The 26,186-nt window shown below is 71.3% G+C and carries 19 protein-coding genes and 1 pseudogene; 6 read left to right on the top strand and 14 right to left on the bottom strand.

Annotation, left to right across the window (positions count from 1 at the left end):
- Positions 1–42: 42 nt before the first annotated feature.
- Positions 43–546 (bottom strand): YfbM family protein, encoded by a 504-nt coding sequence (locus tag OG519_RS18135; protein WP_405584775.1) that lies wholly within the window; start codon positions 544–546, stop codon positions 43–45.
- 176 nt (positions 547–722) lie between these two features.
- Here OG519_RS18135 and OG519_RS18140 point away from each other — a divergent pair, with 176 nt between their 5' ends.
- Positions 723–1,223, top strand: a complete 501-nt coding sequence (locus OG519_RS18140; RefSeq protein ID WP_405584778.1) for an SMI1/KNR4 family protein — start codon at positions 723–725, stop codon at positions 1,221–1,223.
- A gap of 223 nt (positions 1,224–1,446) precedes the next feature.
- On the opposite strand, the gene OG519_RS18145 is transcribed toward OG519_RS18140, so the two are convergent.
- Complete coding sequence (locus tag OG519_RS18145) at positions 1,447–3,570, bottom strand: hypothetical protein (protein WP_405584780.1); 2,124 nt, start codon at positions 3,568–3,570, stop codon at positions 1,447–1,449.
- 309 nt (positions 3,571–3,879) lie between these two features.
- Positions 3,880–4,359: a macro domain-containing protein gene (locus tag OG519_RS18150; protein ID WP_405584783.1), complete on the bottom strand. Its 480-nt coding sequence runs from the start codon at positions 4,357–4,359 to the stop codon at positions 3,880–3,882.
- Between the two features lie 201 nt (positions 4,360–4,560).
- Between OG519_RS18150 and OG519_RS18155 the strand changes: the two genes are divergently transcribed.
- Positions 4,561–7,980 (top strand): hypothetical protein, encoded by a 3,420-nt coding sequence (locus OG519_RS18155; RefSeq protein ID WP_405584786.1) that lies wholly within the window; start codon positions 4,561–4,563, stop codon positions 7,978–7,980.
- Between the two features lie 759 nt (positions 7,981–8,739).
- Here the strand turns inward: OG519_RS18155 and OG519_RS18160 are convergent.
- The gene (locus tag OG519_RS18160) at positions 8,740–9,186 is read right to left on the bottom strand and encodes a hypothetical protein (RefSeq protein ID WP_405584789.1); all 447 of its coding nucleotides are present in this window, start codon (positions 9,184–9,186) and stop codon (positions 8,740–8,742) included.
- Positions 9,187–9,382: 196 nt separating this feature from the next.
- On the opposite strand from OG519_RS18160, the gene OG519_RS18165 reads away from it, so the two are divergent.
- Complete coding sequence (locus OG519_RS18165) at positions 9,383–9,541, top strand: hypothetical protein (RefSeq protein ID WP_405584791.1); 159 nt, start codon at positions 9,383–9,385, stop codon at positions 9,539–9,541.
- Between the two features lie 76 nt (positions 9,542–9,617).
- Here the strand turns inward: OG519_RS18165 and OG519_RS18170 are convergent.
- The 4 genes and pseudogenes from OG519_RS18170 to OG519_RS18185 form a co-directional block, all read right to left on the bottom strand.
- A pseudogene (locus OG519_RS18170) lies at positions 9,618–9,832 on the bottom strand (restriction endonuclease); the annotation flags it as partial.
- A 607-nt stretch (positions 9,833–10,439) separates the two neighbouring features.
- Positions 10,440–12,905, bottom strand: coding sequence for a PA14 domain-containing protein (locus tag OG519_RS18175; protein ID WP_405584792.1), 2,466 nt, complete (start codon positions 12,903–12,905; stop codon positions 10,440–10,442).
- Between the two features lie 150 nt (positions 12,906–13,055).
- Entirely contained in the window at positions 13,056–13,490 is a 435-nt protein-coding gene (locus tag OG519_RS18180) for a DUF2398 family protein (protein ID WP_405584795.1), read from the bottom strand.
- Positions 13,491–13,570: 80 nt separating this feature from the next.
- Positions 13,571–14,494, bottom strand: a complete 924-nt coding sequence (locus tag OG519_RS18185; protein ID WP_405584798.1) for an alpha/beta fold hydrolase — start codon at positions 14,492–14,494, stop codon at positions 13,571–13,573.
- A gap of 489 nt (positions 14,495–14,983) precedes the next feature.
- Here OG519_RS18185 and OG519_RS18190 point away from each other — a divergent pair, with 489 nt between their 5' ends.
- From OG519_RS18190 to OG519_RS18200, 3 genes are all read left to right on the top strand, one after another.
- Positions 14,984–16,228, top strand: coding sequence for a hypothetical protein (locus tag OG519_RS18190; RefSeq protein ID WP_405584801.1), 1,245 nt, complete (start codon positions 14,984–14,986; stop codon positions 16,226–16,228).
- A gap of 140 nt (positions 16,229–16,368) precedes the next feature.
- Positions 16,369–17,544 (top strand): hypothetical protein, encoded by a 1,176-nt coding sequence (locus tag OG519_RS18195; protein ID WP_405584803.1) that lies wholly within the window; start codon positions 16,369–16,371, stop codon positions 17,542–17,544.
- Positions 17,545–17,823: 279 nt separating this feature from the next.
- Entirely contained in the window at positions 17,824–19,788 is a 1,965-nt protein-coding gene (locus OG519_RS18200; protein WP_405584806.1) for an Ig-like domain repeat protein, read from the top strand.
- A gap of 37 nt (positions 19,789–19,825) precedes the next feature.
- Here the strand turns inward: OG519_RS18200 and OG519_RS18205 are convergent, their stop codons facing one another.
- From OG519_RS18205 to OG519_RS18230, 6 genes are all read right to left on the bottom strand, one after another.
- Positions 19,826–20,767, bottom strand: coding sequence for an oxygenase MpaB family protein (locus OG519_RS18205; RefSeq protein WP_405584809.1), 942 nt, complete (start codon positions 20,765–20,767; stop codon positions 19,826–19,828).
- 124 nt (positions 20,768–20,891) lie between these two features.
- On the bottom strand, positions 20,892–21,272 hold the full coding sequence (locus OG519_RS18210) for an alcohol dehydrogenase catalytic domain-containing protein (protein ID WP_405584811.1): 381 nt from the start codon (positions 21,270–21,272) through the stop codon (positions 20,892–20,894).
- A 96-nt stretch (positions 21,273–21,368) separates the two neighbouring features.
- Positions 21,369–22,235, bottom strand: a complete 867-nt coding sequence (locus OG519_RS18215; RefSeq protein ID WP_405584814.1) for an amidohydrolase family protein — start codon at positions 22,233–22,235, stop codon at positions 21,369–21,371.
- Positions 22,232–23,449 (bottom strand): isocitrate/isopropylmalate dehydrogenase family protein, encoded by a 1,218-nt coding sequence (locus OG519_RS18220; protein ID WP_405584817.1) that lies wholly within the window; start codon positions 23,447–23,449, stop codon positions 22,232–22,234. Before OG519_RS18220 ends, OG519_RS18215 begins: the two co-directional genes overlap by 4 nt.
- Positions 23,446–24,762, bottom strand: coding sequence for an acyl-CoA dehydrogenase family protein (locus OG519_RS18225; protein ID WP_405584820.1), 1,317 nt, complete (start codon positions 24,760–24,762; stop codon positions 23,446–23,448). Before OG519_RS18225 ends, OG519_RS18220 begins: the two co-directional genes overlap by 4 nt.
- A gap of 118 nt (positions 24,763–24,880) precedes the next feature.
- The gene (locus OG519_RS18230; protein WP_405584822.1) at positions 24,881–25,999 is read right to left on the bottom strand and encodes an acyl-CoA dehydrogenase family protein; all 1,119 of its coding nucleotides are present in this window, start codon (positions 25,997–25,999) and stop codon (positions 24,881–24,883) included.
- Positions 26,000–26,186 lie beyond the last annotated feature (187 nt).

Here is a 26,186-nt window from a genome sequence, read left to right on the forward strand (position 1 = left end):
GCCAGGGAGGCCATGTGTGCCCAGGGGCGGGTCCCCTGCGGGTCAGTCCAGCCAGATCATCATCGCGTCGCCGTCACGAGCTGCACCTTCGAAGAACGGCACGAGCGCTCGATAGTGGTGGACGACGTCCTTCACCCGCTGCTCGGCCTCGTCCACCGCGATGCCCGGGTACAGGCCGGCTCGGGCAAGGTCCGCCGCGGTGACGTTCCGAGCGAGCACGTCGGTCGGTGTGCCGGCCAGCGCTGCGGCAGCGGCGCGGACCTGCTCGGGGGTGAGGTAGCGAGGCGGCCCGTATCCCCAGTCGTCGGCTCCGGGGATCTCGTCCTCGCCATGCACGATGTCGACGGGGAAGTCGATCCGCCGCAGCATCAGGGCCAGGGCGTCCCACGCCTTGTCGACGTCGAGGCAGCGGGGCTGGGAGGCGCCAGGCTCGTCCATCCCGGCATCGATCAGCTCCTCGATGAATTCCTGGGCCCAGCCTGGATCCGCGACCGCGCGCTCAAGCTCGCTCGGCGTCAGGCGGGCGTACTCACCGATCATGCTCATGGTCCGGATCGTAGATGTCGGGGCTGACACAGAGCCCCAGCCCACCGGTCGGCCTCCCCAGCTCCCAGCAGTCAACGACCGGGTCCGGCAAGCCCGCGTGCAGCCACCCGCTGATGATGCTCGTGAGGTCCGGACCGGACGGTGAAGCGTCAGGCGTGCTACCTATGATGCTGGCCATGGCAGGTTTTGAGGATCTCCGGCGCTCTTTGTGGGACACAGACAGTGACTACGGAGTACAGCCGCCCCTGACCGATCAGGCGATTGTGGAGGCCGAGGGGCTGCTGACGGTCACACTTCCTGGCTCCCTACTCGACCTGCTGCGCATTCGGAATGGGGGCCAGGTCAGCGACAGCCGCAGTGTCTTCCCCACGAGCATGCCGACCTCGTGGAGCGCCGACCACGTCCCCTTTGATGCCGTGATGGGCATCGGTAACCGTGAGCGAATGCCGTCCATGCTCGACAGCCCGTATCTGGTCGAAGAATGGGACCTTCCTTCTGGGACGGTGCTGATTCGGGTGATGGGCTGTGGTCGGCACCGGGAGCCGTCGGTCACCTGGTTCGACGCCGACGACAAAACGGAGTTGGCTCTCGCCCCGAACTTCGGATCATTCGTCCAGGGTCTTACCTCGTCCAGTGACATCGCGAACGGGCAGAGTGAGAAACACCGGGCCGAGTAGGGCAATGCCTCTGCCGACCCACTGGTCCCACGCAAGCGGCCGTCACCGTAGGGAAAATCGGCCAATGTGAGCCTCGCGCCGGGCGGCGACTGGCCGACTGCCACTCCCCCTCGAGACGCGATGCCCTCCCCCTCCATCTCGTAAGCCGTTTTCGCCGGCCGGGCGGCTCTCCGCGTGGACGCGCACCGGATAATCGAGCGCGACGCGGCAACGCCGCTCCGCCTCACGGCAGTGCGATGTCGTATCCGCCGGCCGCTTCGATGAGCCAGCGCAGGGCGCCGCCACCCCCGTAGGGGTGCCCGTCGGTGCCGAACCGAACCCAGCCTGTGTTGCGGCCGCTGACTCCGCCGTGCCACCAGCGCCAGCTACGGCTGTCGGCCATGCCGTCGGGGTCGAAGAGGTTGATCCAGTCCAGCAGTCGCCAGTCGGCGACCGCGTCCGTCTGCGTCTCGGTCTCGCGCTGCTGCCTTGTGAGGCCGCGCCAACGGGTGAGCCAGTCGGCGGCGGCGCCCTGGCGTTCGGGCGCCTCCGGGGCGCAGCGCTGAACGAACCACGTCGGCAGGATCTCTGTCCACTTCTCGTCGGCGGGCCATTCGGCGTCGGGGTCGGCCGCGTACGGAAGGACGGCGAGCAGGACCTCGCGTATCAGGGCGACGGTTGCGCGGGGGTCTTCTGCGGTGAACGTGGCCTCCAGGTCCATGAGCGGGTTCTTTGTGTTGGGGTGCGGGCCGTAGCGGACTCTGAGGAGTTCGGTCGAGGGGGCGGTGGGGTCGAGGCGCTCCTGGAGGAGTTGACGAGTCCGGTAGGGGAGGAGCGCGGAGGCGGCCTCCGTGAGGGCGAGTAGCTCGCTCCGCTCGTCGGCGGTCGGTTGGAAGGCAGGGACGGTTTTGCTGGTCCTGGCGCGCCAGGGCGAGGAGTGGAAGCCGCGGATGAGTGCGGCGGCCGCGTCGGCTGCCCAGCGGGCGAGCCGGGGGTCCGGGTCCGCAGCGATGCTGAGGGCTGTGCGGAGCCGCCGAAGTGGGTCGGGTTCGTTGAGCAGGCGGTATCCCGCACGCCGGACGGCTGGGCGGTCGCGGTCGGCCAGCAGGGACTCCGCGAGCCCTGGCGGTAGTTGGTCGAGGCGGGTACGCAGGGCGGCGGTGGCCTCTCGGATCACCTTCGTGGACGGATCGCGCAGCAGCACGACGGTCTGCTCGACCGGGACAGCGTCGAGGATGCGCAGGCCACGAACGGCAGCAACGCGGATCGGCGAGTGGTGGTGGCCGAGCAGGGGAGTCAGCAGGCCGGCGTCCTCCTTGCGGCTGGTTTCGGCCAGGCCGGCGATCGCGCCCGGAGTGGGCGTTCGGACTGCGGCGCGGTACCAGCCGACGGCGTCCGTACCCGCGCGGCGGGCGGCGTCCCGGGCGACGGCGCGGACGAGCGCAGACGTGTCGCCGAGGTAGGCCGTGACCTCGGGTGCCAGTCTCCCTCTCAGGAGTCCGACGAGCGCCAGGACGCGTACTTCCGGATGGGTACTTGCCGCGAGTTGCCGAAGCAGGTCGGTCTGTTCGGTCCATACGGCTTCGCGTACGGCGGCTTCCGCCGCCAGCCCCCGGCAACGGCGGTCACCGTCCCGCTTCGTGATCGTCACCAGCGTCCTGAGCGGGAGCCGACGGCTCGCGAGCGCGGCCTCCAGGGTGAACCGTCGAATGCGCGGGGCCGGTGAGGCGAGGAGAGGTTCGAAGGCAGCGGTCCCGGGCGAGGACAACAGCGCGCTCAGGAGCTGGTGCTGGGCGAAGGTTCCCCGCTCCCGTCGGCTGATCAGGAGCGTGACCGGTACGGCGGCAGGGACCAGAGACTTCGGATCGTCGTGCAAGAGCACTGCCAGTGCGGCGCGGGCACGGTTGCGCACCGGCCCGGCCCAGTCGGCGGTTCGCAGGACGAGGAACGGCAACAGCTCCACCGGGCGCCCGCGTTCACCCAGCAGCGCCTCCAGCCTGCGCACGGCCCTCTCGCGTACCCGGCCGTCCGGATGGCAGGACGCCAGGGCGACGCCGAGTGGGCTGGTTTCCGCGGTCAGGGCGGGCTGGTCGACCTCGGCTCGGCCGGTAGAGCCCACGTGCCCGTAGGCGGGCTGGGATACGCGCCGTACGGCCTCGTCAAGGCGCAGCACCATGCGCGGGTGTGCGGACAGGGAACGCAGGGCCCTCGCGGACTGTCCTGTGGCGTCCATGGCGCGCACCGCATTGACGAATTCACGGTCCGTCCCGCGGGCGGCGGCTGCCGTTCGGGTCAGCTCGGCTTCGAAGGCCACGCGGGCTTCGAATGGGGAGAGGGAGGAGGATTTCGGCTCGTGCGTCCTGGACATGGGCCCATCGTGCCGGACGAGTCAGAACGAGGCTCCGGCATTTTCGGCGTTCATGATCGGTTCGGAGCTTGGTCGACTTCGGCGACGCGGCGGGGGACGTCGGAGCTCGGAAGCCAGGGCTTGACGGGCATCACGCGGTCTGCGCGCAGTTGCCGGATGTTCTCCGTGCCCCCTCCTCGCGCTCGGCGTGGGCTTACCCGAGGTTTTTGCGCCAGGCCTCCGCTTCGGCCGTGCCCGCAAGAGACGGGGGCTGAGGTGGCTCGATCCTCGGGGGCAGCTCACCCTTCGGGTGGACCGTTGAGCGGGCCGTCACCCGTGGTCGTAGACGGTGACGGGTACGTGGTCGGACACGAGACGCGCGAGGATCAGAGGCTCGACGCGCTCCCACTTGCCGCCTGCCAGGCCGCAGCCGATGCGCGGCATGTGGACTGACGCGTTCAACTCGCGGGCCCGGGCTGAGACAGTTGCGAGGGCGGTGTCGATGGCCTCGTAGCGCACGGGTACGCCCTTGCTACCGGTGCGCGTGCCGTGTTGGCCGATCATGTTGGCCACCCACAGCAGCCGGTCCACCTGTATGACCTGTACGGCGCCCAGGGCGAAGTCGTTGCTCGCGCGCTCCCGGTGCCAGTGCCGGTAGGCGGCCTCCGGTTCGGGCCAGCGCTTGGAGATCGCGAGGACGAAGCCTTTGCCCCAGCCGCCCATGTCGTTGCAGACGTGGGCGATCACCTTCGGGCCCTTGCCCAGCGGTGTCGTCGCGTCACCGCGTACGTAGTCGATCTTCGTCCCCATGTCCGCCACGGTATCGGCGCGCACTGACAACCGCGGACGCCCAGGCCGGACCTTCACGTCGGAGGAGCTCGTCGAAATCCTCAGTCTGCCGGTGCGACTGGCGGAACCCGGGCCGGGGCGCGGGATCTCCGGCGTTCTCGGTCTGCGTGACGTGCTAAAACCGCTACGGGCGGGAGGCTCGGCGCCACCAGAATGGCTCGCATGTCCATGGAGCCCCACGATCCCCGCATAGCCGTCGACGACCTCTTCGCGACCCTCGACCCACTCGCGTACCCGGCCCGCATGCGCGGGCTCGCCGCGTGGACGCGGAACCAGGTCGGGAAGGGCGCCGGGCCTGGTGGAATCCGGCCGCTGCTGGACGAGCTGGACACGCGCGGAGCGTACGGCTGCAGGCTCGCCGTCGTCGCGGCGGTTATCGGAGGGGACGTCGGCTTTCTGGAGGCCCGGCTCGCGGACCTCGACGCCACCGTCCGTGGCCGCGCGCTCAAAGCTACGCTCCACCTGCCGGTCAGTGACGCCGCCCTGGAACGGGCGATGGACGACGCCCCGGAGGCCGTACGCCGCCAGGTCGCCACCGTGGTCGTCGCCGGCGGACGCACCGCTCTCGCGGAGCGGCTCATCGTGTCCGTACGTGAGCAGTGGGGCGACGAGGAAGCCGCCCGGCTGCTGCCAGGGTGCGGAGCCGAAGCCGTGGAGCGGCTGCTTCCCGGGCTCTTCCTGGCCGTGGCACGCTGGCACGCCCTGGGCCGTCGCTACCCGGACCTGGTGCTGGACGAGGCCGCACGTCAGCTCGCCGAGCTGCCCGAACCGTCGCGCGCGGATTGGTGGCGGCGCAACGCGGACATTTTCCCGGCCACCGTCGAAGCCCGACCGCTGCGTGTTCTGGAACTACTGGAACGGCACTGCCCTCCACACCTACCCGGCCCCGTAAGCGACTGCCTCGGCCACCTGCTGAAAGCGGCCCCAGGACGGACGATCGGTCTGGTCAGCGCCCGGGCATGTCTCGTCCCCGACACGCGCGGCCTGGTGTCCCGTACTGCCCTGAGCCGTCTCGCCCGGCAGGCACCGCCGGAGCTCATCGACCTCGGCCGGGCCTGGAGTCATGCCCCGGAGTTCCTCGCACAGGTGCTCCGCGCGCTGCCGCCGTCCCGGCGCGAGGTCTTCTACGACGCGGTGACCGCCGGCCAGGATCTCCGCCACAGCACGCTCAGCGGCAGCCTTCTCGACGCGCTGCCCCGCCGTCGCGCGCAGTCCGAGGCGCGGCGGATGGCCGCGCAGGCCGCCGAACGCGGAGAGCCTTGGACCACCGTGCTGGCCGCCGTCTCCTACTTGCCCGTTGCCGAGGCGAGGCCGCAACTGATTGCCGCCACCCGCCGCCCCGCGGCAGAGGACCGGGCGCTGGCGTATCCGCTGCTGATCCGCAACGCGGCCAGGTCCGGCGAGGCCGCCGCGATCGCCACCCTCCTCGACGACGTGCAGCGGCTCCGCAACGAGCAGGAACCTGTCCGGTCGCCCGCGCTCACCGCGCTCTCGGAGGTCCCGCCAGGGCTCTTCGCCGGCGCGGACACCGCCCTGCTCGACCGCATCGCCACCGACGCCATCGAAGCGCGCGACAGCTCCTGGCGGACTCGGCAGGTCCTGTCGGAGCTGGCTCTCGCGATGCTGCGCGAACACGCTGTGAGCGGCGAACGGCCCCTGGTGGGGTGGGCTTTGACTACCCTGACGCAACTGTCCGGACACACCGGCGGCGCCAACCTGGGCCGTCTGGACACCACTCTGCGCCGTGGGCAGGAGTTCCAGGTCTTCGAGGCGCTCCGGCCGTGGCTCGAAGCGGGCGCCGACAAAGTCGACCACTCGCTGACCTTCGCGCTGGCGCGTGCTCTCGGGCGCCGCGCCCGTCACATGTTGGAGCTGCAGGAACTTCTCTGGCAGGCCGTCCAGTTCGGCAATGACTCCACCGTGATCCGTGCGGTGGACCTGTGGCTCGACGACCCCGCGACCAGGGACGAGCGGACCGTCCAAGTGCTGGAACTCGAACCTTCGGCCGCGGTGCTTCACCCCGTGCTGCGGGTCCTGACGCGCGGCCGCACGGACCTGCTGGACGTGCTCCTCGCCGACAGGCCACCCTACGGGCGTTTTCTCGTCCCAGGGGCCCGCTGGATCCCGCCCATCGACGGCATCCGCGCCTGGCTGCCGCGTCAACAGGCCGCCGTGGCAGGGCTGCTGGCCCGGGCAGCGGGTGATGTCTCGCTGCCCAAGCATGCGCGGGCCGGACACATCCGCGCTGCCGCCGAGATTCCCGAACTGGGCTTCCAGGTCGTCTGCCGCCATCTCGACTCCCGGGACACGGTTCTCGCCGAGGCCGCCCTGGGGGCCCTGGCGTGGACGGACCGTCCCGCCGAAGCACTGCCACTGCTGCTCGCGCACGCCGGGGACGACCGGGCGAGAGTCGCGATCTACGCAGCCAACCGAGTGACCGCGTTCGTCGCCCCGTCCCAGCTGGAGACGGTTCTGCGCGCCGCGCTGCTGCCTGCCGGCGACGGCACGCCTGCTCCGGCGGCCAAGGTCACCAGCCGCAAGGAATTCGTCCGGCTCGCCGCCTCCCGGCTGCCCGTCGGCGCCGCGGCAGCGATCCTCGCCGAAGCCTTCGCGATCCCCGGGCAGCACCCCGACGTGCGGGCGGCCTGCGCACCTGTCGCCGCCGAGCTTTTGCGTTCACCGGCGGCCTGGTCGTTGCTGGAAGGGGCCGCAGATGGCCCGCCCGTCACCCAGGCCGCGGTCCTGCGGATCCAGCCGTACGAGCTCCAGCCCGGTGACCGGTCCCGCTACGCGCGCCTGGTGGGTGAGGTGTCGCGGAGCAGCGACGCGGAGACCGCCGATACCGCGACGGGTCTTCTCGGGCGCTGGTCGCCGTGGTACCCGGAGGCCGTACCGCTGCTGCTGGAGCGCACCGTCGACCTGGACAACCGCTCGTGGCGGGCGGCGGCGGACGGATTGGTGGCGCTGACCGCCTCAGCCGACGGCGCGGGGCCGCTGTTGGCGGCGCTGGCGGAGCTCGTCACCGCTGAAGCCGAGGCCCCCGCCCTCAATCTGGACGCGGCGGGCGACCGGGACCGCCCCGCCCGGCAGCGGATACGGCACCTGGTCACGCGGCTGTCGGCGGCGGTACTGGCGCGAGAGGCCGAGGCATCGCGGGCGGTGGCTGTCCGGGCAGCCGAACTTCTCTGCTCGACTGACGAGTTCCGGACTCAGGGCGTTCACTTGGCCGCCGCGGCCCTCAACTTCGATGCGCGACCGGTCGAAGTGCTCGACGCGCTGGACCATGTGGCGGGCCTCCATGCCTCCCGGCCGGCCCTGGCCGTTCGCACGGCGGAGACCCTCCGCCACCGGCTCAACACCGCCCGCCGCCCCGGCGACCCCCTCGTACTGCTGAGCGCGGTCGACCGACTCACCGCGAACGCCCGATATGCCGAAGGCCTGCTCGCCGTTGCCATCACCCAGGCACTGGGTTACCGCACCGGCTGGACGCAGGACTGGCGTACCCACCTGCGCGCCCTCCGCCGCCACGCGCACCCCGATGTCCGGGACGCGGCAATGACGGTGACGACGGCGGTGGAATAGCAGGGGAGAATGCCGGACCGGATGCCGCCCGGCGGGGCTGCCCAGCTCAGGCCGGGTGAGGCTCTCACCGGGCGGAGATCGCCTCTGATCGTCACCTGGGGCAACGTGTCCGTAGAGGTACGGGTGCGTCCGTTGTACGGCCGCGTCGAGGCGCAGCACCGTGGTAGGGCGCTCCGCCGGGAGACGCAGCACCGCGGGGGTCGCGCCTGCAGCGTCCATGGCGCGTACCGCGACGACGAGGTCGTGGCCGGCCTCCCGCGTGCCCGCTGCCGTACGCGTCAGCTCAGCCTCGAACCGGGCGAGGGCTGAGCGTGGGGGCGGTCTCGTGAGTGGTGAGCCAGTCCAGGTACCAGGTGCGGGAGCCGGGCGCGGCGTGGCTGAGGCCGCTGTCGGAACCGCGATCAGCGAGTCAGACCTGGCCCCGGCCGGTCCTGAGGGGGCAAGCCTTCAGCCAGAACATCGTCTGTTGATCCCGTTGCGGGGCATGCCAAGGCCCGTCCGGTGGCGGTCGGGTGAACGTCGACGGTGTGACCGGATCAGGGTGCGGCCCGGCTGTCCGCTGGGTGGCCGGAACCGGTGAGGGCACGCCGCCAAGCCGTTGCCCGTCTCGCCCGAACCGCTTGACCAGGTACGCGGCCGCCGGCACGGTGCGCATCAGCCGCCCGCATCTTCGACGGCGCGAGCACTGACCTCGTACCCGGACGTCTTCGAGCCGATGCGCACCCGTACCGGCCGGCTCAGGTTCGGCTGAGCCGCCTGTCAGACCTGCACGGGCTCGGCCGCGGCTTGCGGGAGGGCGGCCAGCAACTGGTCGAACTCGCCGCGCCAGTAACGGTGGATGTTGAGCCGACGAGGCTTGGCGTCGTTCGGGAACCGCACGTACATCCGGCTCCACACCGTCGCCCGCTTGACCTGGCTCACCGGGAATTCGGCGATCGGGAAGGCAGCGATGATGTCGCCGGGACGGTTGGTGAACCGGTTCGCGCTGTTGATCACGACCGAGGAGTTGGTGAGCGTGACGAAGTAGAACTTTCGGGTGAGGGCAACGACGAGGCCGACCACGGGTATCTCGTCGAATATCGCATTGAGCCAGGGGCTCGGGCCCGTCTCCAGGTGCACGCAGGCGACGAATGTCTCGCCGGCGGGCGCGACTTGGGAGAGCTTCTCGATGACCTGAGCCTTCTGTTTGGCCCGTCTGATTGCCATGAACCCGTCTCTTTGTCACTTCGACACCGCGTCCGATACGGTGAAACTGGCTGAGATTAACATGTAAACGTTCACCGTGATCGCGGGGCGTGGCGGTTTCGGGCGTGACATGACGGCCGGTGATCAGTGGTCATCGGCGTGCGGGGCGGGGTGCTCAGACGAGAGTGGCGGCTGCGGGTGGCAGTCAGGTCGTGCCGTGAAGGCGTCGCGGAGCGCGGCCGCTTACCGGCAAGTGGTGTTCACCCGCAGGCTCGGCACGGTGATCAACACCCACCACGTGCAGTTGCGGGTCCTGTCCGGCAGCGCATCCGGGCGATCCACCGTCACCCTCGACGCCGTCATGGTCACGCGCTGAGCCGTCGGCCCGCCCGGCCGTGAGATGGAAACGCCAACCGCCCTCTCACGGCCGGGCACACGAAGGCCTCCGGCGGTCACCCCACATCGGCAGGGCGCGGCCCGCCGCGGAAAACTTGGCAGGGTGCCAGGACCGGTGGGCCGCCGCTGACGGGGGCGCCGGGCTGCGGACCGAGCAGCGGGTGGCCCGCCAGGGTGACCACGTTCGCGCGGGCGGTGGTGTGCCCCGGCCGACGAGCCTCTGGGAGACCATGATCCGGCGCGTGTTTCCGATGTCGAGGACACACTTGTCGCAGACGCTCTTCGACTGGCTGTAGACGTGAGCGGCGTCGGTCTGCCCGTACGCGACCCAGGTCCCCTCGCCGAACGGCGGTGCGTAGAAGCCGTACTGGCCGGCAGCGTTGGTGGTGAAGGTGTCCTGCCAATGGATGGCCGGGTTCCTTGGAGCAACCGGCCCCTGTCCCGCAGCCAGTCTTTGACGGCTTGGTCCGCGGGGCGTCGCTCCTGCCGATGCGGGAGAGAACTGCCTCGGCCAGGGGGCTGCGGAACTCCCGGAGGCAGGTCTGGACCTACTTCTGTGTGCTCCCCAGAGTTCCGTCCGCCGCGTCGCGCCCATGTGTCGCCTTGTCCAGTCCGAGCCACGTCGTCCACTCGAGCGTCGCCCACCGGTATTCGCTGCTCGCACCAGCGGGAACGGGCGCCGTGACGAGGTCTGTGTGCGAAGAGCTGTACCAGCTCGTGCGGGGAGACCCCGAACTCACCGAATGGCTTGCCGTCGGGGAGTGGCCGGACCGCCGCCGAGGACCGCGACTTTGTCAAGCGCGGTCCTCGGCGTGGTCGCACCGAGACCAATCACCACGAGGAGGTGTGGCGTTCAGCGGTGACGACGGGCCACGTCCTCACAGTGTGGCGCCGTAGTATCCCGCGCCGTGCGTCACGGCGGCGGTGGTGTCGTCGGCACGGACTCCGGTGATCCGGAAGTACGTCGTACCACCGTGGACCACTGGCAGGCTCGCCTCGTAGTGGGGGCCCTTGGAGCTCGCGACGGTCTTGACTCGTACGTAGGTGTGGGTGGACGGGTTCCAACTGTCCACGTGGTACTCGGTGATGCTGGCGCAGAGGGGCGCGTCGTCGCACGTCCACTGCACGTTTCCATACATGCCCGCCGTGGTGGGGTTGACGATGGTGAGCGGGCCGGTTTCCTCGCCGCGGGCGTCGTCGGGCCTGTTGTCGGGTTCGGTGATGGTGACGGTGGGGGCGTCGGTCCAGGCGATGTGGTTGCCCCACGGGTCGATCGCCGCGACGAAGAAGGTCACCGTCTCGCCGTCCAGGGGGCCTGCGCACAGCAGCGCGTTCGGCACATCCTTTTGGGGCGTCGCGGCGTCCAGGCACCCGGTGCTGTTGTAGTGGATGCTGCCGTCAGGGCGCCGTATGACGCGGGTGGCGACGTAGGACAGACCGCTCTCGGCAGGGAGGGGGTCCCAGCTCAGTACGACGCCGTCCGCGCGCGGCGTCGCGGTCAGGCCGGTGACTGCGGGCGGCGGAACACTGTCCGGGGTCACGGTGACCGGCTTCGACATCGGGGACACGTTGCCCGCCGCGTCGGTGACCACGGCGGCGTAGGTGTAGGTGGTGCCGTCGAACGCCGGCAGTTCGTTCACGTATTCGCCGACCGATGGTGAGGCCGCCGTCACCGTGGCGATGAGTTCGGGGTTGTCGCCGAGGGTGTCGCCGGTGGAGCGGTAGATGGTGAGGGTGCCGCCGTCCTGGAGCTCGCTCTGGGTGTACTGGGGGGCCTGGAGCCAGTTGATGTCGACGGTGTGGGCGACGTCCAGGTCGCGGTACACGGTGAGGACGGGCGCCCCCGGTACGATGGTGTCGCGTGGGGTGACCGTCAGCACCGGGGCTCCCACGGATTCGTTTTCCACGCGGTCTGCGGCCTCAACGGCGTATTGGCGGAGCTTGCCGTCGTGTGGCACGTCGGGGTCGGTCCAGGTGGTCTTGTTGATCAGGTCCAGGAAGATCCAGTTGCCATCCCCGATCCGCCGGTACACCCGGTAGGGGTTATTGGCGAGATCCATCTCCTTGTTGGGCGCCCAGGTGAGGGTGGCGGATTCGGTGGCCTCGTTGTACACCACCTTCGCGCCGGTGGGGGGGAGCGGGGCGACCTTGTCCGGGGCGGAGCCGCCGGGCGTGTAGGCGAACTTGACGGCGGCGGAGCCGTTCCAGTTGGCGTAGTCGACGCGGAGGGTGTGCGTGCCCTTGGGGATGGTCAGGTTGACCGTCTTGGAGACGGTGGTGGTGCCGTTCTTCCACAGGTCGATCTTGCGTGCGCCGTCGAGGTAGACGCGGATGCCGTCCTGGCCGGACGCGGCGAACGTGAAGGGGCCACCGGAGCCGAAGTCACGGGTGATCTGCCAGCGCACCCCGAAGTTGTCCTTGCCGACACCGGACACGCCGGGCGAGTTGTCGCCCCAGTTCTCGCTGATCGAGGTGTCGGTGTCGGTGCGCTTGGGGGTGCCGGTGAAGGTGGCGTTGGCGAAGTACTGGCGCAGGAAGGTCGGGTTGCCGGTGACGGAGACATCGGCTGTTCCTACGGAGGCGTTGCCGGACCTGTCGACCGCGCGGACCTCGTAGAGGTGGGTGGTCGTGCCGGCGGTGGTGTCGGTGAAGGTCGTGCCGGTGACCGTGCCGATGGGGCTGCCGAACGAGGTCTGGGCAGGAGTGCGGCGGTAGACGCGGTAACCGGCCACGTCCATCTCCTTGTTCGCCGACCAGCGCAGGACGTTCCGCTTGGCGCCGGCGTCCCGGGCGATCGACAGCCCGGTCGGAGTGAGGGGGGCGACCCGGTCCACCGCGTCCCCGGTACGGGGGGTGTAGGCGAACTTGACGGCGGCGGAGCCGTTCCAGTTGGCGTAGTCGACGCGGAGGGTGTGCGTGCCCTTGGGGATGGTCAGGTTGACCGTCTTGGAGACGGTGGTGGTGCCGTTCTTCCACAGGTCGATCTTGCGTGCGCCGTCGAGGTAGACGCGGATGCCGTCCTGGCCGGACGCGGCGAACGTGAAGGGGCCACCGGAGCCGAAGTCACGGTTCACGATCCACCGGACGCCGAAGTTGTCCTTGCCGACACCGGACACGCCGGGCGAGTTCTTGCCCCAGTTCTCGCCGATCACAGCGTCGCAGTCCGTGCGCTTCGCCGCGCCAGAGAAGACCGTGTTCGCGAAAAACTGTCGGGTGTAGGTGTTCGTCGTCGCGCACGACGCCGCCGCCGACGCCGACGAGGTGGCGCTCACGACGAGACCGCCCGTCAGCGTGACCACGACCGCGGTCGCGGCAGCCAGACGGGATCTTCCGACACTGCTCACTGAGTCCCCTTTTGGACACATGACGGCCCCACGGGCAGTCGTACAAGATGTGAGATACATGAAAGCAGCCTGAGGTTGTACGTCCAAGCCGTTTCCCGTCGCTTCCGACGGAGAGGTATCGCACGCGTATGCCATTTATGGGGATTAGGCTCATCCACTCCGGGCAGTAGCCTGTGGTCGACGGAGCCCCGCGAGAACGCAATGGCCCCAAAGCTGCGGGGTCCCGGATCTCGCGTCCAGGCCCGGGAATTCGCAGAAGGCCTGAGCCTCGTGGCGCTGCCGGGTACGCGGCCAGTCAGCGTCGGCGTCGGTCAACTCGTCGAGGTGGACGATGGGAGTCTCCACGAGCATCCGCCGCACCTGCCTGTGCGGCCCGCCGAAGCCCGTGTCGGTGGCCCGATGTAGGAGGTCGGCCGCCTCGTTGCTGTTCTTCGTGAGGGGGCTGGCGACCTTCGCGCGGGCCGTCTCCGGGTCCACCAAGATCATGGCCTCGCCGTCGTCCTCCTGCTCGACGAGCCGGAGGCTGCCCCGGGTCTCGGCGAGCACGTGAGGGGTGACCACTTGCCGGAGGGCCGAAACGCGCATCCCACGGCCTCTTCGTCCCGAACAACGGTCGTTGAACAACGGTCGCGGCGTGCCCGGGCGGACGCGCCCGGGCCCGGAGATCAGTGTTGTGCGGCGAACATGGCTTCGATCTCCTTGAGCACGAGGTCGGGACGGTCCGTCGGCAGCTCGTGGGAAGTGCCCTTGGCAGTGACGAGTGTCCGGTTCGGTGCCTGCTGGACGAACGAGGCGGCGGCGTCGCGCCAGCGCTGGGCGTCTTCAGGAGAACCGGCGAACGGAGTCTTCTCCGAAACCATGACCGTTACCGGCACCGAAGGCGGCCACGTCACCTGGTGGAATGCCTTGTGCGCCGCGGCGAAACCCTCTGCGGTGGAGATCAACTGGCGGTTCTCCGGCTTCTCGGGGTCCTTCTTCGCCGCATCGACTTCCGGCTGAGCCCCGGCCACGAGACGGGGAATCTCCTCGTCCGTGAAGAACTGCGGGAGATTGGCATCGACCAGGACCGCGCCGGAGAGCATCTCCGGGTTGCCCTGGGCGAGGTAGTTCGCGATCTCCCCGGCCTGGGAGTGAGACACCAAGGTCACGTCCTTGGCGATGCCCAGTTGCTTGAGTCCCGCCTTGAGGTCGCTGACGGCGCTCCGAACCTTCCACGCGCCAGGCACCACGTCGCTCTTGCCGAGGCCGGCCCGGTCATACGTGATGACGGTGGCACCGGTGGCCGCGTGAAGCTTGGGGACGATGTCCTTCCACTGCGTGGAGTACTCACCGCCGCCCGAGTCCAGGACGATGGTGGAGCCGTTGCCCCGCGTGACGTAGAAGGCAACCCGGTGACCCCCGTTGTCGACCATGTGCAGCTTCGTTTCGGCCGCCTTGGCCGATCCCGTGGAGGCGGACGACGAGGCCGTGGGGCTGGCGGCGGAATCGTTGTCGCCGCAGGCAGTGATGCCACCGGCCCCCAAAGCCAGCAGGGCGAGGGAGGACAGCACGCGGGACGTGGAACGGCTCATACGGGGGGTGCGCGACACGATTGATCCTTCGACGGCTTGAGGGCGCTGTGGTACCTGTCCGATCATTCGGGAACCTGGCTGCCCACAGAATCCGGCTGGCACGTCGGCTGGTGGTGCTGTTGATACCAGCGACCGTGGTGGGGATACCCCCCTGGTCCTTGGCCGACCCGTGTCCGCTCACCGATGAAGCCCGCCAGGTGTCCGCGTGGCCGCGCGCGGTGGTCGCGGCCCACACACTGACCCCGGGGCAGAAGGAAGCCAACCGCGTCCTCGCCGTCGGACGCGCACCAGTCGAACACGGCTTCGCCCACCTCAAGAGCTGGCGGATGTGCCGGAACCGTGGTGTTTGTTGCGCGGTAGGGACCATTCACTTGTGTGTCGGTAACCGTTCACCGCAGACCATGGAGTGCCGCCCCGACGACCGCTCGGCGGGCGGCGTCTCACCGCCGCGGTCACCAACCGCGTTCACCACCGCGTTCGCCCGTGTGTTCCCTGGGGGGGATCCTCATGTCTTCTCGATCTGTCACCTTGTCCGCGTCCGTTGTCGCCGCCGCCGTCTGCGGCGCCCTGCTGATACCCGCCGCCGCCTCCGCCGCGCCCAAGGCTTCGGGCCTGACGGTCGCGGTCGGCGACGTCGTCCGCGGCCCCTTGACCCGGGGGCACGGCGAGGACAGCTTCACGGTCACCGTCACCAATACGACCGACATCCCGCAGGCGTACACCGGATATGTTTCCCTGCTGCCCACGGGCGGGCCCAGCCCGCTCGCCGTCGGCCAGGTGCCGGCCCGCGTCGAGCCGCTCAGCGCGCCCGCCACCGACAGCGCGGTGCGGGGCCAGGCCCCTGGGCTGTTCGCGGAGTTCTTCCCGCACGGCGGCAGCGCCTCGCGCGACCAGTTCCAGGTCCCGGCCAAGTCCAGCTACCGGTGGAAGGTGACCTTCGGCTTCGCCGCGGACTACCCCGGCAACGACGACGGCCTCGACGTCGACGTCAACGGGTCGTCCACCCCGGTCCACTTCGACCTGCCGCCCGCTCTTCCCGACGGCAAGCTCACGGACCACTTCACGCAGGCGGCCACGGTGTCGCCCGGCCGCCCCGGGCAGACCACGCTGGAGACGAAGAACGGGGCGGGCGGCAGCTTCACCAGCCCGCTCTCGACGCTTGTCGAGGCCAGGCCGGCCGGGACATCCGGCCACGGCGGAGTACCGCTGGCCGGACTCCAGTTGGAGGTCCGTACGGGCAACGGGCCATGGCAGAAGGCCCGGGTGATCGTGGCGGGCAGCGAATGGTCCCTGCCCGCCATCCCGGCCGGATTCGCCTACCGTCAAGAGCGCGACTTCCAGTTGCGTTTCACCCTGGCGGCCGGCCCGGGTAACCCCAAGTCCGCGCAGGACCTCGGGCTTTCCGCGACCACATGGATCGGGAACCCGATCACCTCGGCGCAGACCGTACTGCACTACCGACCGGCCTCCTCGGCGGCCTCCACCCCGCCCTCCCCGGTGTCGGCGACCCCCGCGCCGACCTCCCCGGCCGCATCGTCCGCTGCCACGTCGGCCGCTGCGGCGGCTCCGGCGGCCTCCGCGACACCGTCGACCCCCGCCGCCTCGTCCACGCCGCCGCCGGCCGCCACCGGCCGGCTGGCGCACACCGGCGCCTCCCACTCGGGCCTCTTCGCCGGTCTGGCCGTCGCCCTCGCCGCCGCCGGAGCGGCCCTCATCGCCGTCGTCAACCGCCGCCGCCGTACGGCCGGCTGATCCGCGACCCGCGGCGCGGCCGTTCGGACCGGCGGTATGAGCAGTTGACTCGCCGGCGGCCATAGCAGGTCGCGCCGCCGCGGCACGCGGAGTTGCCGCGAACCGGTCCGGGCGATTTCCGCGTCCGGCACGATGACCGGGTGACGTATGTGGTGACGGTGGACACGGAAATCCCGGTAGGCGCATCGGAGTTGGACCCACTCCAACGCGAGGGCGTGATCAACCTGCTGGACAAGCACCTTGACGCGCTGGAGGCGGTCGAGGGGCCGGACGGTGTGAAGGTCGATGTCTTCGAGCGGGTGATCGCGGTCCATCCCGGCGGGGCCCTGCTGAAGATCTTCGTGGACGCGCCCGCGCTGGAGTTCGCGGAGGACGCGGTCCACGCGGCCATGACGGACGTGCTGGAACGCTCCGAGTTGCTGGCGGACTGGACGATCACCCGCTGCCAGGTCGAGTTGCACCCCGACCTCGCCCAGCGCAGCCTCGACGCCGCCGACGGGCCCGACGCCCCGCCGGACGATCCCGCCGAGCGGACCGGGCGCCATGGCGCGAGCGGCCCCGTACCGCTCGCGGACGCCGACGTCGCCGACGCCGCCGATGACGTCGCCGACGCCGACGACGCCGACGACGAAGGGATGCGGCGGATGTTGCGCGCGCTGGCCCCGCGGCTCAAGGCGTTCCCGCTGGCGGCGTTCGGCTGCGCCGGGCCCGAGGGCGACGACGCCGGGCGGTCGCCGGTCGGCAGGGAAGCGGCGGAGACCGCGGCCGGCGCCCTCGTCCACGCCATCGACCTGCTGGTGGACGAACTCTTCAGCGACCTCGCCCGGCTGGAGCGGGACGGCCCCGACGTCGGCGAGAGCGCGGCGCCGTTCATGCTCCTCGACGAACTGCCCGAACAGTACGTCCACCACTACGACGTCGGCTTCGTCCGCCGGCTGATCACCACCGCCGTGACGATGACCGGCCGCCTCGTCCAGCCGCACTTCGGCCAGTTGACGTGTGTCGCCGAGGAGTTGCTGATGCGCCTGCTGGTCGCCCAGGCCGAGGTGACCGCCGAACTCCACGGACTGCATGGCGAGGAGCTGACCTCGGCCCTGCGGATCTTCGTCGAGCACGTCTACGAGGACATGGGCCACCAGTGGCTCTACGAACCGCCCCCCGACGAACCCGACGAGGATCCCGCCCTCGCCCACCTGGACCTCGCCCCCATGGACATCGAGGACTGGTTCACCCCCTCCCACACCGACCGCCACGTCCACCCCTACGCCCGCCACCCCACCCCCGGCGAAGACCCCCACCCCGACATCCGCGACTGACTCGCAGCCGGCCTGCCACCAGCCGGCGACCCCGCCTCGCGCAGGTGCCCGCGCCGCCGGGTTCGCCGGCCGGCGGAGAGGAAAAGCGAGGTCAGCGCGGGGGTGAACAGCAGGTGGCGGCGGGAAATCCGGTTATCCGGTGTCGGAGGTGTGTCATAGGCTGCCCGCGTCGGCCGCGCGCCGAGCGCCCGTGATCGTCGGTGCCGGGGGGAAAAGCGCGGCCTCCTTGTGCTCGCCCGGCGCGACCGCCGGGTTTCTTCGTGGGGGGTAAGAATCACTGTGCGTACGCGCACCATCTCGACCGCGACAGCGCTCGCGGTCCTCTTCGGCTCCGCGGCCCTCGCCGTGGGCACGGCGGGCCCCGCGGCGGCCGATGCCGCCAAGGTGCTGGCCGTCAGGTCCGTCGGCGGCCTCCTCGTGGACGGCAGCCACCAGCGGGTCTACGTCTCCGATCCGGCCGGCGGCAAGATCGTCGTCACCGACTACGCGGGCGCGGTCAAGGCCACCCTCGCGGGTCTCCCCGGTGTGTCCGGCCTCGCCCTGTCCGCCGACTCCGGCCAGGTGTACGCCGCGGTCAAGGGCGACGACCGTATCGTCTCGGTCGACACCCAGACCTACGCGCCCTCCGGCAGCTACGCGTTGGGCGCCGACGCACCGACCACCCTGGAGATCGTGGACGGCCGGCTGTGGTTCGGCTACGCCGACGGTCTCGGATCGCTCGACCTCTCCGGCGCGGATCCCGTCGTCAAGCTCGACCAGGACGCCGACACCCTGGGCGCGGCGCCGCTCCTGGCCGCCGACCCGGCGGTGCCGGGCGTCCTGGCGGCCGGCAGCGGCAGCGAACTCGCCGTGTTCGACGTCTCGGCGGACGGCGCGGTCCTGCGGGCCACCGGCGCCATGGACAGCGGCGTGCACCAGATCGACCTGACGCCCGACGGGCAGCAGGTGCTCACCTCCTGGGACACCGGGGGCTACGGCTACGCCCTCGGTGTCTACTCCGCCACCGACCTCACCCACATCGGCCGATACGCGACCGACGCCTATCCGAACGCCGTCGCGGTCGCCCCGGACGGCACCATCGCCGGCGGCAGCTCCTCCTGGTACGAACCGGATGTGCACATCCTCAAGCCGGGTGCCACCACGCCGACCCGGGAGTACGACTTCCCCAACACCGGTGACAGCAGCGGCGCCGACACCCTCGTCGACGGCGCGCTGGCCTGGGCGCCGGACCGCAGCCGGGTGTTCGCGGTGTCGGAGAACGACCTCGGCACGTACACCCTGCGGGCCCTGACCGACCCCACCAAGGAGCTGCCCGCGCTGAAGGTGACGGCTCCCGCCACCTCCGGCCGGGTCAAGAGGCTCACCGTCAGCGGGAAGTTGACGTCGAAGACCACGGTCCCGGCCGGCACGCCGCTCACGGTGACCCGTACCGACCTCACCTACCCCAAGGGCAAGGCGCTCGCCCCGGTCAGGACCACGTCCGGCGGCGCCTTCTCCTTCGGGGACAGCCCGACCACCGGCGGCACGGTCACCTACCGGGTGTCGTACGCGGGTGACGCGACCCACCTCGGCGCGGCGGGCTCCGCCACGGTGCAGGTGTCCCGCACGGCGACCACCCTCTCGCTGAACCACAACGGCAGTGTCTACGCCTACGGGACGCGCGTCTCCTTCACCGCGCACCTCGGCAAGACGTACAAGAACCGCGTCGTCGAGATCTGGGCCGACCCCTTCGGCGCCGACCAACCGAAGAGGCTGGTCAAGAAGGGCACCGTCAACTCCAGCGGCAACCTCGCGGTCACCTTGGCCATGACCCGGAGCACCGCGGTCTCCGCCGTCTTCGCGGGCGACGCCGTCAACGCGCCGAAGACGCTGCGGATCAACACCTTCGCCCGGGTGAAGCTCTCCACCACCGTCGCCAAGCACTACAAGACGGCCAGGATCGGCGCCACCACGTACTACTGGTTCCACAAGAACACCGACCCGGTCTTCACCACCACGATGACCTACTACAAGGGCCGTAAGCAGCAGTTCGACCTCCAGGTCTACTACCAGGGCAAGTGGTACGACGCCGGCGCCGAGTACTTCGCCCTGGGCACCAACGGCAGGTCCGCGGTCCGCCTCGGCGCCCCTGGTGAGTCCGGCATCCGCGCCCGGGTGCGTTCCTCCTACGTCAGCGGTCCCGCCGGTGACAGCGTGAACTCCACGACATGGGGGGCGTGGAAGTACCTCTACTTCACCAAGTAGCGCACGGGGCACGGGCCCCTCGGCCCGTGCCGCCCGCTCACCCGTCCGGTGTGTAGTGCCGGGGATCGTCCCGGTGCTCGGCGGGCGGGAGGTTGCGTGGGGGCGTCTCCACCGGTGGTACGGAGACGCCCCGGGCCCGCTGCCAGGCGGCGCGGGCGCGGGGGTGGTAGCGCCGCTCGAACGGCACCAGGTGCCACCCGGCCGCGACCGCGCGGCCGAGCAGCCACAGCGCTGACGCGCTCCGCCGCGACCAGCGGTAGCCCAGCCTGGCCCGCACGGCCGGCGGGTACATCCCGACGGTCACCCAGAGCAGGGACCGGGTGACGGGCACCCGGATCGCCCGCCACACGACGTCCGGCAGCCACGGCAGCGCCGGGGGTTTGCCGATCCGCCGGATGTCGAGCACCGCGCGGGTCGCCCAGTTGTCCTCCAGCACCTCGGCGCACATCCGGTCGAAGTACGCGCGGAAGCCGCGCCAGTCGGCCGGGGCCGGCCGGTCGCTCACCCCGTACAGCCGGTACCACTGGAGGCTCTCGGCGTAGAGCTGGTCCTTCTGACTTTCCGTCAGCGGCCGGCCGAAGTACTGGCAGACCAGCACCGGCACCATGACGAAGGTCGCGTGCGACCAGAAGAAGGTGTCGGGGTCGAGCGCGTGGTACGGGCGGCCGTGGCGGTCCGTGCCCTTGACGCCGAGGTGGTAGTCGCGCACTTCGCGCGCGGTCCGGGCCGCGCCCGGGCCGTCGTACACCACCCCGGCGATCGGGTAGAGCGAGCGGAACAGCCGCTCCCAGCGCTCGTCGAAGAACCGCGAGTGCTCCTCGACCCCGGCGCCGAGACCGGGGTGCATGTTCTGCATCGAACCGGCCCACAGACTCACCAGCATGCCCCGCCAGTCGCTGAAGTAGCGCCACGCCAGCGAGGAGGGCCCGAGCGGCTGGGGCGCCGACCCGTCGCCGCGCCCAAGGTCGGCTGCTGCCATGGGAGTCCGGCTCTCTCGCGGAGGCTGTGTGCGCGAGGGTAGCGCAACGGCTCAGCGCCGCAAGGGTGTTGAGCGCCTTGACGGGTGGGGCGGGGGCCTCGGGTTGGCGGGCGGGGCCGGGGCCTCAGGGGACGGTGACGAGGACCTTGCCGACCTGGGTGTCGGTCTCCACCGCGGTGGCCGGGACGATCGCGTACTCGCCGTACACCCCGTAGTCGCGCATCGAGAACGCGGGGATGACGCTGACCGGTTCGCCTGCCGCGAGACCCGGCACGCCGGGGCCGGTGGCCGCCACCTCGCCGGCGGCCTCGTAGCCGATCAGCGAGGGCAGCGCCCGCGGCTTGTCGATGTAGCGCCCGCGGCGGAAGTTGACCTCGGCGCGGTTGAGCCCGATGGCCGCGACCCGGACCAGGACCTCGCCGGGTCCTGGTGACGGCACCGGCAGATCCTCGGTGGTGAGGACCTCCGGGCCGCCGAGTTCGTGGAAGCGTACGGTCAGTGCCATGTCCTGCGGGTCCCTCTCGTCGTGTCCGGTGCGGGTGCGGGTGCGGGTGCGGGCGGGCGTACGGGTGCCGGTGCGGGGGTGCGCCCGCGGATTGCGTCAGGCCGGCCACCCCACCCAGTCGAGCAGCGCCCCGCCCATCACCCGCGCCCGGTCGGGGCCGGACAGGAACGGCAGCTCCCGCGTGAAGTGCGCCACGCACGAGCGGTAAGTGTGCGGCAGGCGGGTGAGGTCGGAGCCCCAGAACACGCGGTCGGGGCCGAACGCGTCGAAAACCCGCCGGAGTACGGCCGTGGTGTCCGCGAACGGATAGGGCTGCGCCGAACTGGCCGATACGCAGGTCGCCTTGACGGCCACGTTGGGGTGGACGGCCAGCGCGAGCAGGTCGTCGAGCTCGGCGAACGCGGCCGGGCCGCGCACGTCCACGGGCAGCGCGAGATGGTCGACGGCCAGCCGCAGCCCCGGATGGCGGCGCGCGATGGCGGCGACAGCGCGGAGCCGGCCCGGCGGATACAGCGCCACCGGCAGCCCGGACGCCGCCAACTCCGCCCAGAGCCATTCGAGTTCATCGGCGGCGAGCAGACCCCGCAGCGGTGGGCGGTGGAAGGTGAAGCGCGGGCCGAGCAGCAGCGGGCCCGGCCGCCCGCCCGCCGTCCGCGCCGCCCGGCGGTCCCGGACCTCCCGTATCCAGGCCACGGCCGCCGCCCGGTCGGTCAGCGGCAGCCGGCCCATCACCGCGAAGCGGTCGGGGTGGCGGTCGGCGGCGGCGAGCGCGAGGTCGTTGCGATCGCCTTCCCAGGACGGCGGCACCAGCACCGCCCGGTCGACCCCGGCGGCGTCCATGGCGGCGATCAGTTCCCCGGCGCCCCAGGGCTCCGCGCGGTGGGCGAGCGCCGCTCCGCCGGGCGGCCAGGGCCGCGCGGCGCGGTCGGCTCCCCACAGGTGCAGTTGGGCGTCGACGATCACGGTGTGGCGAGCGCGGCGGCCCGTCCCCGGTCCGTCGGCGCGCCCGGATCCGCGGGCCCGGCGTGGTCCGCGAGCCGGCCGAGCACCGCCTCGGTGACCGCGGACCTGGGCGCGGCCCGGTCATGGCCGACCATGTCGTAGGTGAGCGGACCGCCCGCCGCGAGCACGGCACGGACCGCGGCCTCGATGGCGTCCCCCGCCCTGCTGACGTCGGGGTCGGCGTGCCGGGCGCCGAGCCAGCGGGCGGCCTCCGCGGCGCTGAGGATCGCGGCGAGGGGGTTCACCCGGTCGTGTCCGGCGTGCTTGGGGGCGGAGCCGTGGATCGGCTCGAACATGCCGTGCCGCGTGCCGACGTTGCAGCCGACCGACATGCCCATACCGCCCTGGAGGGCCGAGGCCAGCTCGGTGACGATGTCGCCGAACATGTTGGTGGCCACCACGACGTCGTAGTGCTCCGGCCGGCGCAGCAGCCACTGCGTGAACGCGTCCACCAGCACGGTTTCCCGCTCCACCTCGGGGTACTCGGCGCCGATCTCGTCGAGCACCGACACGAACAGCCGGCAGCCGTGCAGGATGTTGTCCTTGACCACGCAGGTCACCCGCCGCACCCCGTCGGCCGGTGCGCCGTCGCGCCGCATCGCGTGCTCGAAGGCGAGCCGGATCACGCGTTCGGAGGAGGCCCGGGTCACGATACGGGTGTCCGTGGCGACCTGCCCGACCCCGCCGGGGGCCAGGATGCCGCCGGAACCGGCGTACAGGTCCTCGGTGTTCTCCCGGACGAAGACCATGTCGACGTTGGCCGGCTCCCACACCTGCTTGTGCGTACCGGAGATGAAGTGCTCGACGCCCGGAAAGAGCCTGACCGGGCGGACGTTGGCGAACAGGTCGAGCTTCAGCCGGTTGCCGACGATCGCCGACCAGCCCGCCATCCGGCCGTCCGACCGCAGCAGGCTGCCGTGCGCGCCGTCGCCGGCCGGCAGCCCGATGGCGCCCAGCAGGATGGCGTCGGCCGCGGCGCACCGCTCCTCGCTGCCCGCCGGCCAGTCACGGCCGTGGCGGCGGTAGTGGTCCGCGCCCGCGGGGATCTCCTCGAAGGCGAACCGCGAGCCGGTCAGCCGCCCGGCCTCGGTCAGCGCTTTCACCGCGTCCGCGGTGACCTCCACCCCGATGCCGTCGCCGGGCAGCAGGACGACACGGTACGGATCCCGGCTCACGCGCCCGCCCCCGCCGTCGTGGTGGCGAGCGACGTCGCCGGGATGTCGCCGGGCGCGCCGGTCAGTCCGGCCGGGGCGAGCCAGTCGAAGTCCTGGTACGTGCTGATGTCCATGCCGTACGACTCGACGATGAGTTCCCTGAGCCGGTTGGAGGTGAAGCCGCCGATCACGTTCATCGGCGCGTCCCGGTAGTGGCGTTCGACCGGGTGGCCGGGGCCGAGCGACCAGGCGCCGTGGATCTGCACCGCCGCCTGGGTGACGCGGACGGCGAGTTCGGTGGCGTGCGCCTTGAGCATGGCGATCAGTTCGTGCACCGACCGGCCCTGGGTGCGGTGCCACGAGGTGCGCCAGGCGAGCAGCCGGGCGGCGTCGATCTCGGCCCGGGCGTCGGCGAGTTGGGCGTGCACGCCTTCCATGTGGGCCAGCGGGCGGCCGAACGCGACCTGCCGGGAGGCGTGTTCGACGGTCTCCCGCAGCGCGTTCTCGGCGGTGGCGATGGCGGCCACCGAGATGAACAGCCAACCCCAGGCCATGCCCTGGGCGAACTCGGTGTACGGCACCGGGACGACGTCCTCCCGCCGGATCGGCACGTTCTCGAAGGTCACCCCGCCCCACGGCATCGCCCGCAGACCCATGTGCGGCATGTCGTAGCGGCCGACACCGTCCTGGCGCAGGTCGACGAAGGCGAAACACCAGTCCTCAGAGACGGCGGGGTCCGTCTCGGCGGCCGCGCCACCGGCCGGCGGCGGTCCTTCGCCTTCGCCGTCGCCTTCACCTGACCCGTCGCCGTCGAACCGGGCCAGCACCACCGCGATGTCCGCGTTGGGCGCGTTGGTGATCCGTGCCTTCTCGCCGTTGATGACCCAGCCGTCGCCGTGCGGTGCCCGCGACACATGGGTGCGGTAGGTGCCGGCGTCGCTGCCCGAGGTGCGCTCGACTACGGCGAAGGCACCGATCTTCTCGCCGCTGAGGATCGGGTCGAGCAGCCGCCGGTGCTCCACGATGTCGCCGTAGCCGCTGATCAGCTTGCCGCAGAGCAGCGTCGACATCGTCGCCGACCAGTACGTGCCGGAGCACGCGCGGGCCAGGGTCTCCATCGCCTGGGCCTGGGTGACGCCGTCGACACCGAGGCCGCCGATCTCCTTGGGGTGGAAGACGCGCAGGTAGCCGCTGTCCCTGATCTCCTGCCAGCTCTCGGGCGGGACGCCGCCGGCCAGGTCGGCCTCGGCGGCGCGCAGCGCGATCCCGGACCGGAAACGGCGGTCGAGTTCCTCGACGAGACCGGTGTCCACGCCGCTGGGCGAGAAGTCCATTCCTGCTCCTTGAGTTCCTTGAGGTCCGTGTCGGTCCGGCGGGGCGGCGAGGCGGTGCGGGCGCGTGCGGGCGGATCCGGGCGGCGCCGGCCCGGGGGCGCCGCGCGGCAGCCGGCGCTCAGCCGAGGCTCAGCAGCGACGCGGCGACCGCCGAGCGCGCCTGGCCGGCGCCGCCGCCCGCGAGTTCCAGCCGGGCGACATCGCAGGCGGCTCGTCCGGTGACCGGATCGGGGAACCGGCCCGCGAGGGCCAGCACTTCGGCGGCCGCGTGCACGGCGGACCGCGCGGCGCGGGTGACGAAGAGCCGGGACACGGCCGCGTCCTGCCGCCCCGGCTGGGCCAGTTGGTCCAGCTCCCAGGCTGCGCGGTACAACACACCCGTACTGAGTTCCAGTTGCGCGCGCATGTCGGCGATGGCGAACCGGACGTTCTGGAACCGGCCCACCGGCCGGTCGAAGAGGCGGCCTTCGAGCGCGGCGCGCTGGGCCCGGTCGGCCAGCGCCCGGATGACCCCGAGCCAGGGGGCCAGCACCGCCGTGGCGTCCAACGCCAGCAGCAGGGGCAGCACTTCGCGGTACGCGGCGTCCGGGGTCCCGAGCAGCGCGTCCGCCGGGACGGGCACGTGGGAGAGGACCAGCCGGTCGAGGCCGTCGGTGGTCTGCTCGATCCGCAGTCCCGGCAGGTCCTGGTCGAGCACGAAGGCGGAGGCGACGCCGTCGCCCGTGGCCGCGGTGACCAGGAAGTGGTTCGCGTGGCCGCCGTTGAGCACCTGGTCCTTGGCGCCGTCGATCAGCCAACCGCCGTCGGCCAGCGGGCTCGCGGTCACCGCTCGGTTGGCGGGCGAGGAACCGCCCTCCAGTTCGCGCAGCGAGAGCGACCCCAGCCGGCTGCCGTCGGCGACCCGCGGCAGGTGGTACCGCCGCTGCTGTTCGGTGCCGAGCTTCCACAGCGGTACGGCGGTCAGCAGCGCGTGCGCGCTCAGCGCCAGGAGGGTGGCGGCGTCCGCGGCGCCCTCGCCCAACCCCTCCCACAGCGCGCAGACCTCGGTGATGCCGAGGCCGCGCCCGCCTTCGCCGACCGGCAGCGCGACACCGCCGAGTCCCTTGCCGGCCAGGGCGGTGACCACGGTCCCGTCGACACGGTAGCGGGGAAGATCCGTCGGCGGGGGCACCAGCCCGGCAAGGCTGAGCCCTTCGCTCCTCAACCGCGCCTGATCTTCGGTGAATGTGAAATCCATGGTGGCGGCGGGCTCCTTCACTACGGGTCGCTACGGTCACTGCGGGTCGCTATGTGTGGCTATGTGGCGCTGTGTGTGGCTACGGTCACTTCGGCAGCACGGGCACCGCGGTGTGCGGGCCGGTACGGGCCCTGAGCGGGGCTGGCCGCGGCTGTCCCGTCCCGCGGTCCCGGGGCGGGCCAGCCGC

Source organism: Streptomyces sp. NBC_01190, assembly GCF_045039895.1.
Classification (GTDB): domain Bacteria; phylum Actinomycetota; class Actinomycetes; order Streptomycetales; family Streptomycetaceae; genus Actinacidiphila.

Excerpts from the sequence above, each read along its gene's own strand:
- OG519_RS18205 (WP_405584809.1), bottom strand. The coding sequence starts at position 20,767 with ATGGCAGCAGCCGACCTTGGGCGCGGCGACGGGTCGGCGCCCCAGCCG.
- OG519_RS18180 (WP_405584795.1), bottom strand. The coding sequence starts at position 13,490 with ATGCGCGTTTCGGCCCTCCGGCAAGTGGTCACCCCTCACGTGCTCGCC.
- OG519_RS18150 (WP_405584783.1), bottom strand. The coding sequence starts at position 4,359 with ATGGGGACGAAGATCGACTACGTACGCGGTGACGCGACGACACCGCTG.
- OG519_RS18135 (WP_405584775.1), bottom strand. The coding sequence starts at position 546 with ATGAGCATGATCGGTGAGTACGCCCGCCTGACGCCGAGCGAGCTTGAG.
- OG519_RS18160 (WP_405584789.1), bottom strand. The coding sequence starts at position 9,186 with ATGGCAATCAGACGGGCCAAACAGAAGGCTCAGGTCATCGAGAAGCTC.
- OG519_RS18190 (WP_405584801.1), top strand. The coding sequence starts at position 14,984 with ATGTCTTCTCGATCTGTCACCTTGTCCGCGTCCGTTGTCGCCGCCGCC.
- OG519_RS18225 (WP_405584820.1), bottom strand. The coding sequence starts at position 24,762 with ATGGACTTCTCGCCCAGCGGCGTGGACACCGGTCTCGTCGAGGAACTC.
- OG519_RS18230 (WP_405584822.1), bottom strand. The coding sequence starts at position 25,999 with ATGGATTTCACATTCACCGAAGATCAGGCGCGGTTGAGGAGCGAAGGG.
- OG519_RS18210 (WP_405584811.1), bottom strand. The coding sequence starts at position 21,272 with ATGGCACTGACCGTACGCTTCCACGAACTCGGCGGCCCGGAGGTCCTC.
- OG519_RS18140 (WP_405584778.1), top strand. The coding sequence starts at position 723 with ATGGCAGGTTTTGAGGATCTCCGGCGCTCTTTGTGGGACACAGACAGT.
- OG519_RS18155 (WP_405584786.1), top strand. The coding sequence starts at position 4,561 with ATGTCCATGGAGCCCCACGATCCCCGCATAGCCGTCGACGACCTCTTC.
- OG519_RS18145 (WP_405584780.1), bottom strand. The coding sequence starts at position 3,570 with ATGTCCAGGACGCACGAGCCGAAATCCTCCTCCCTCTCCCCATTCGAA.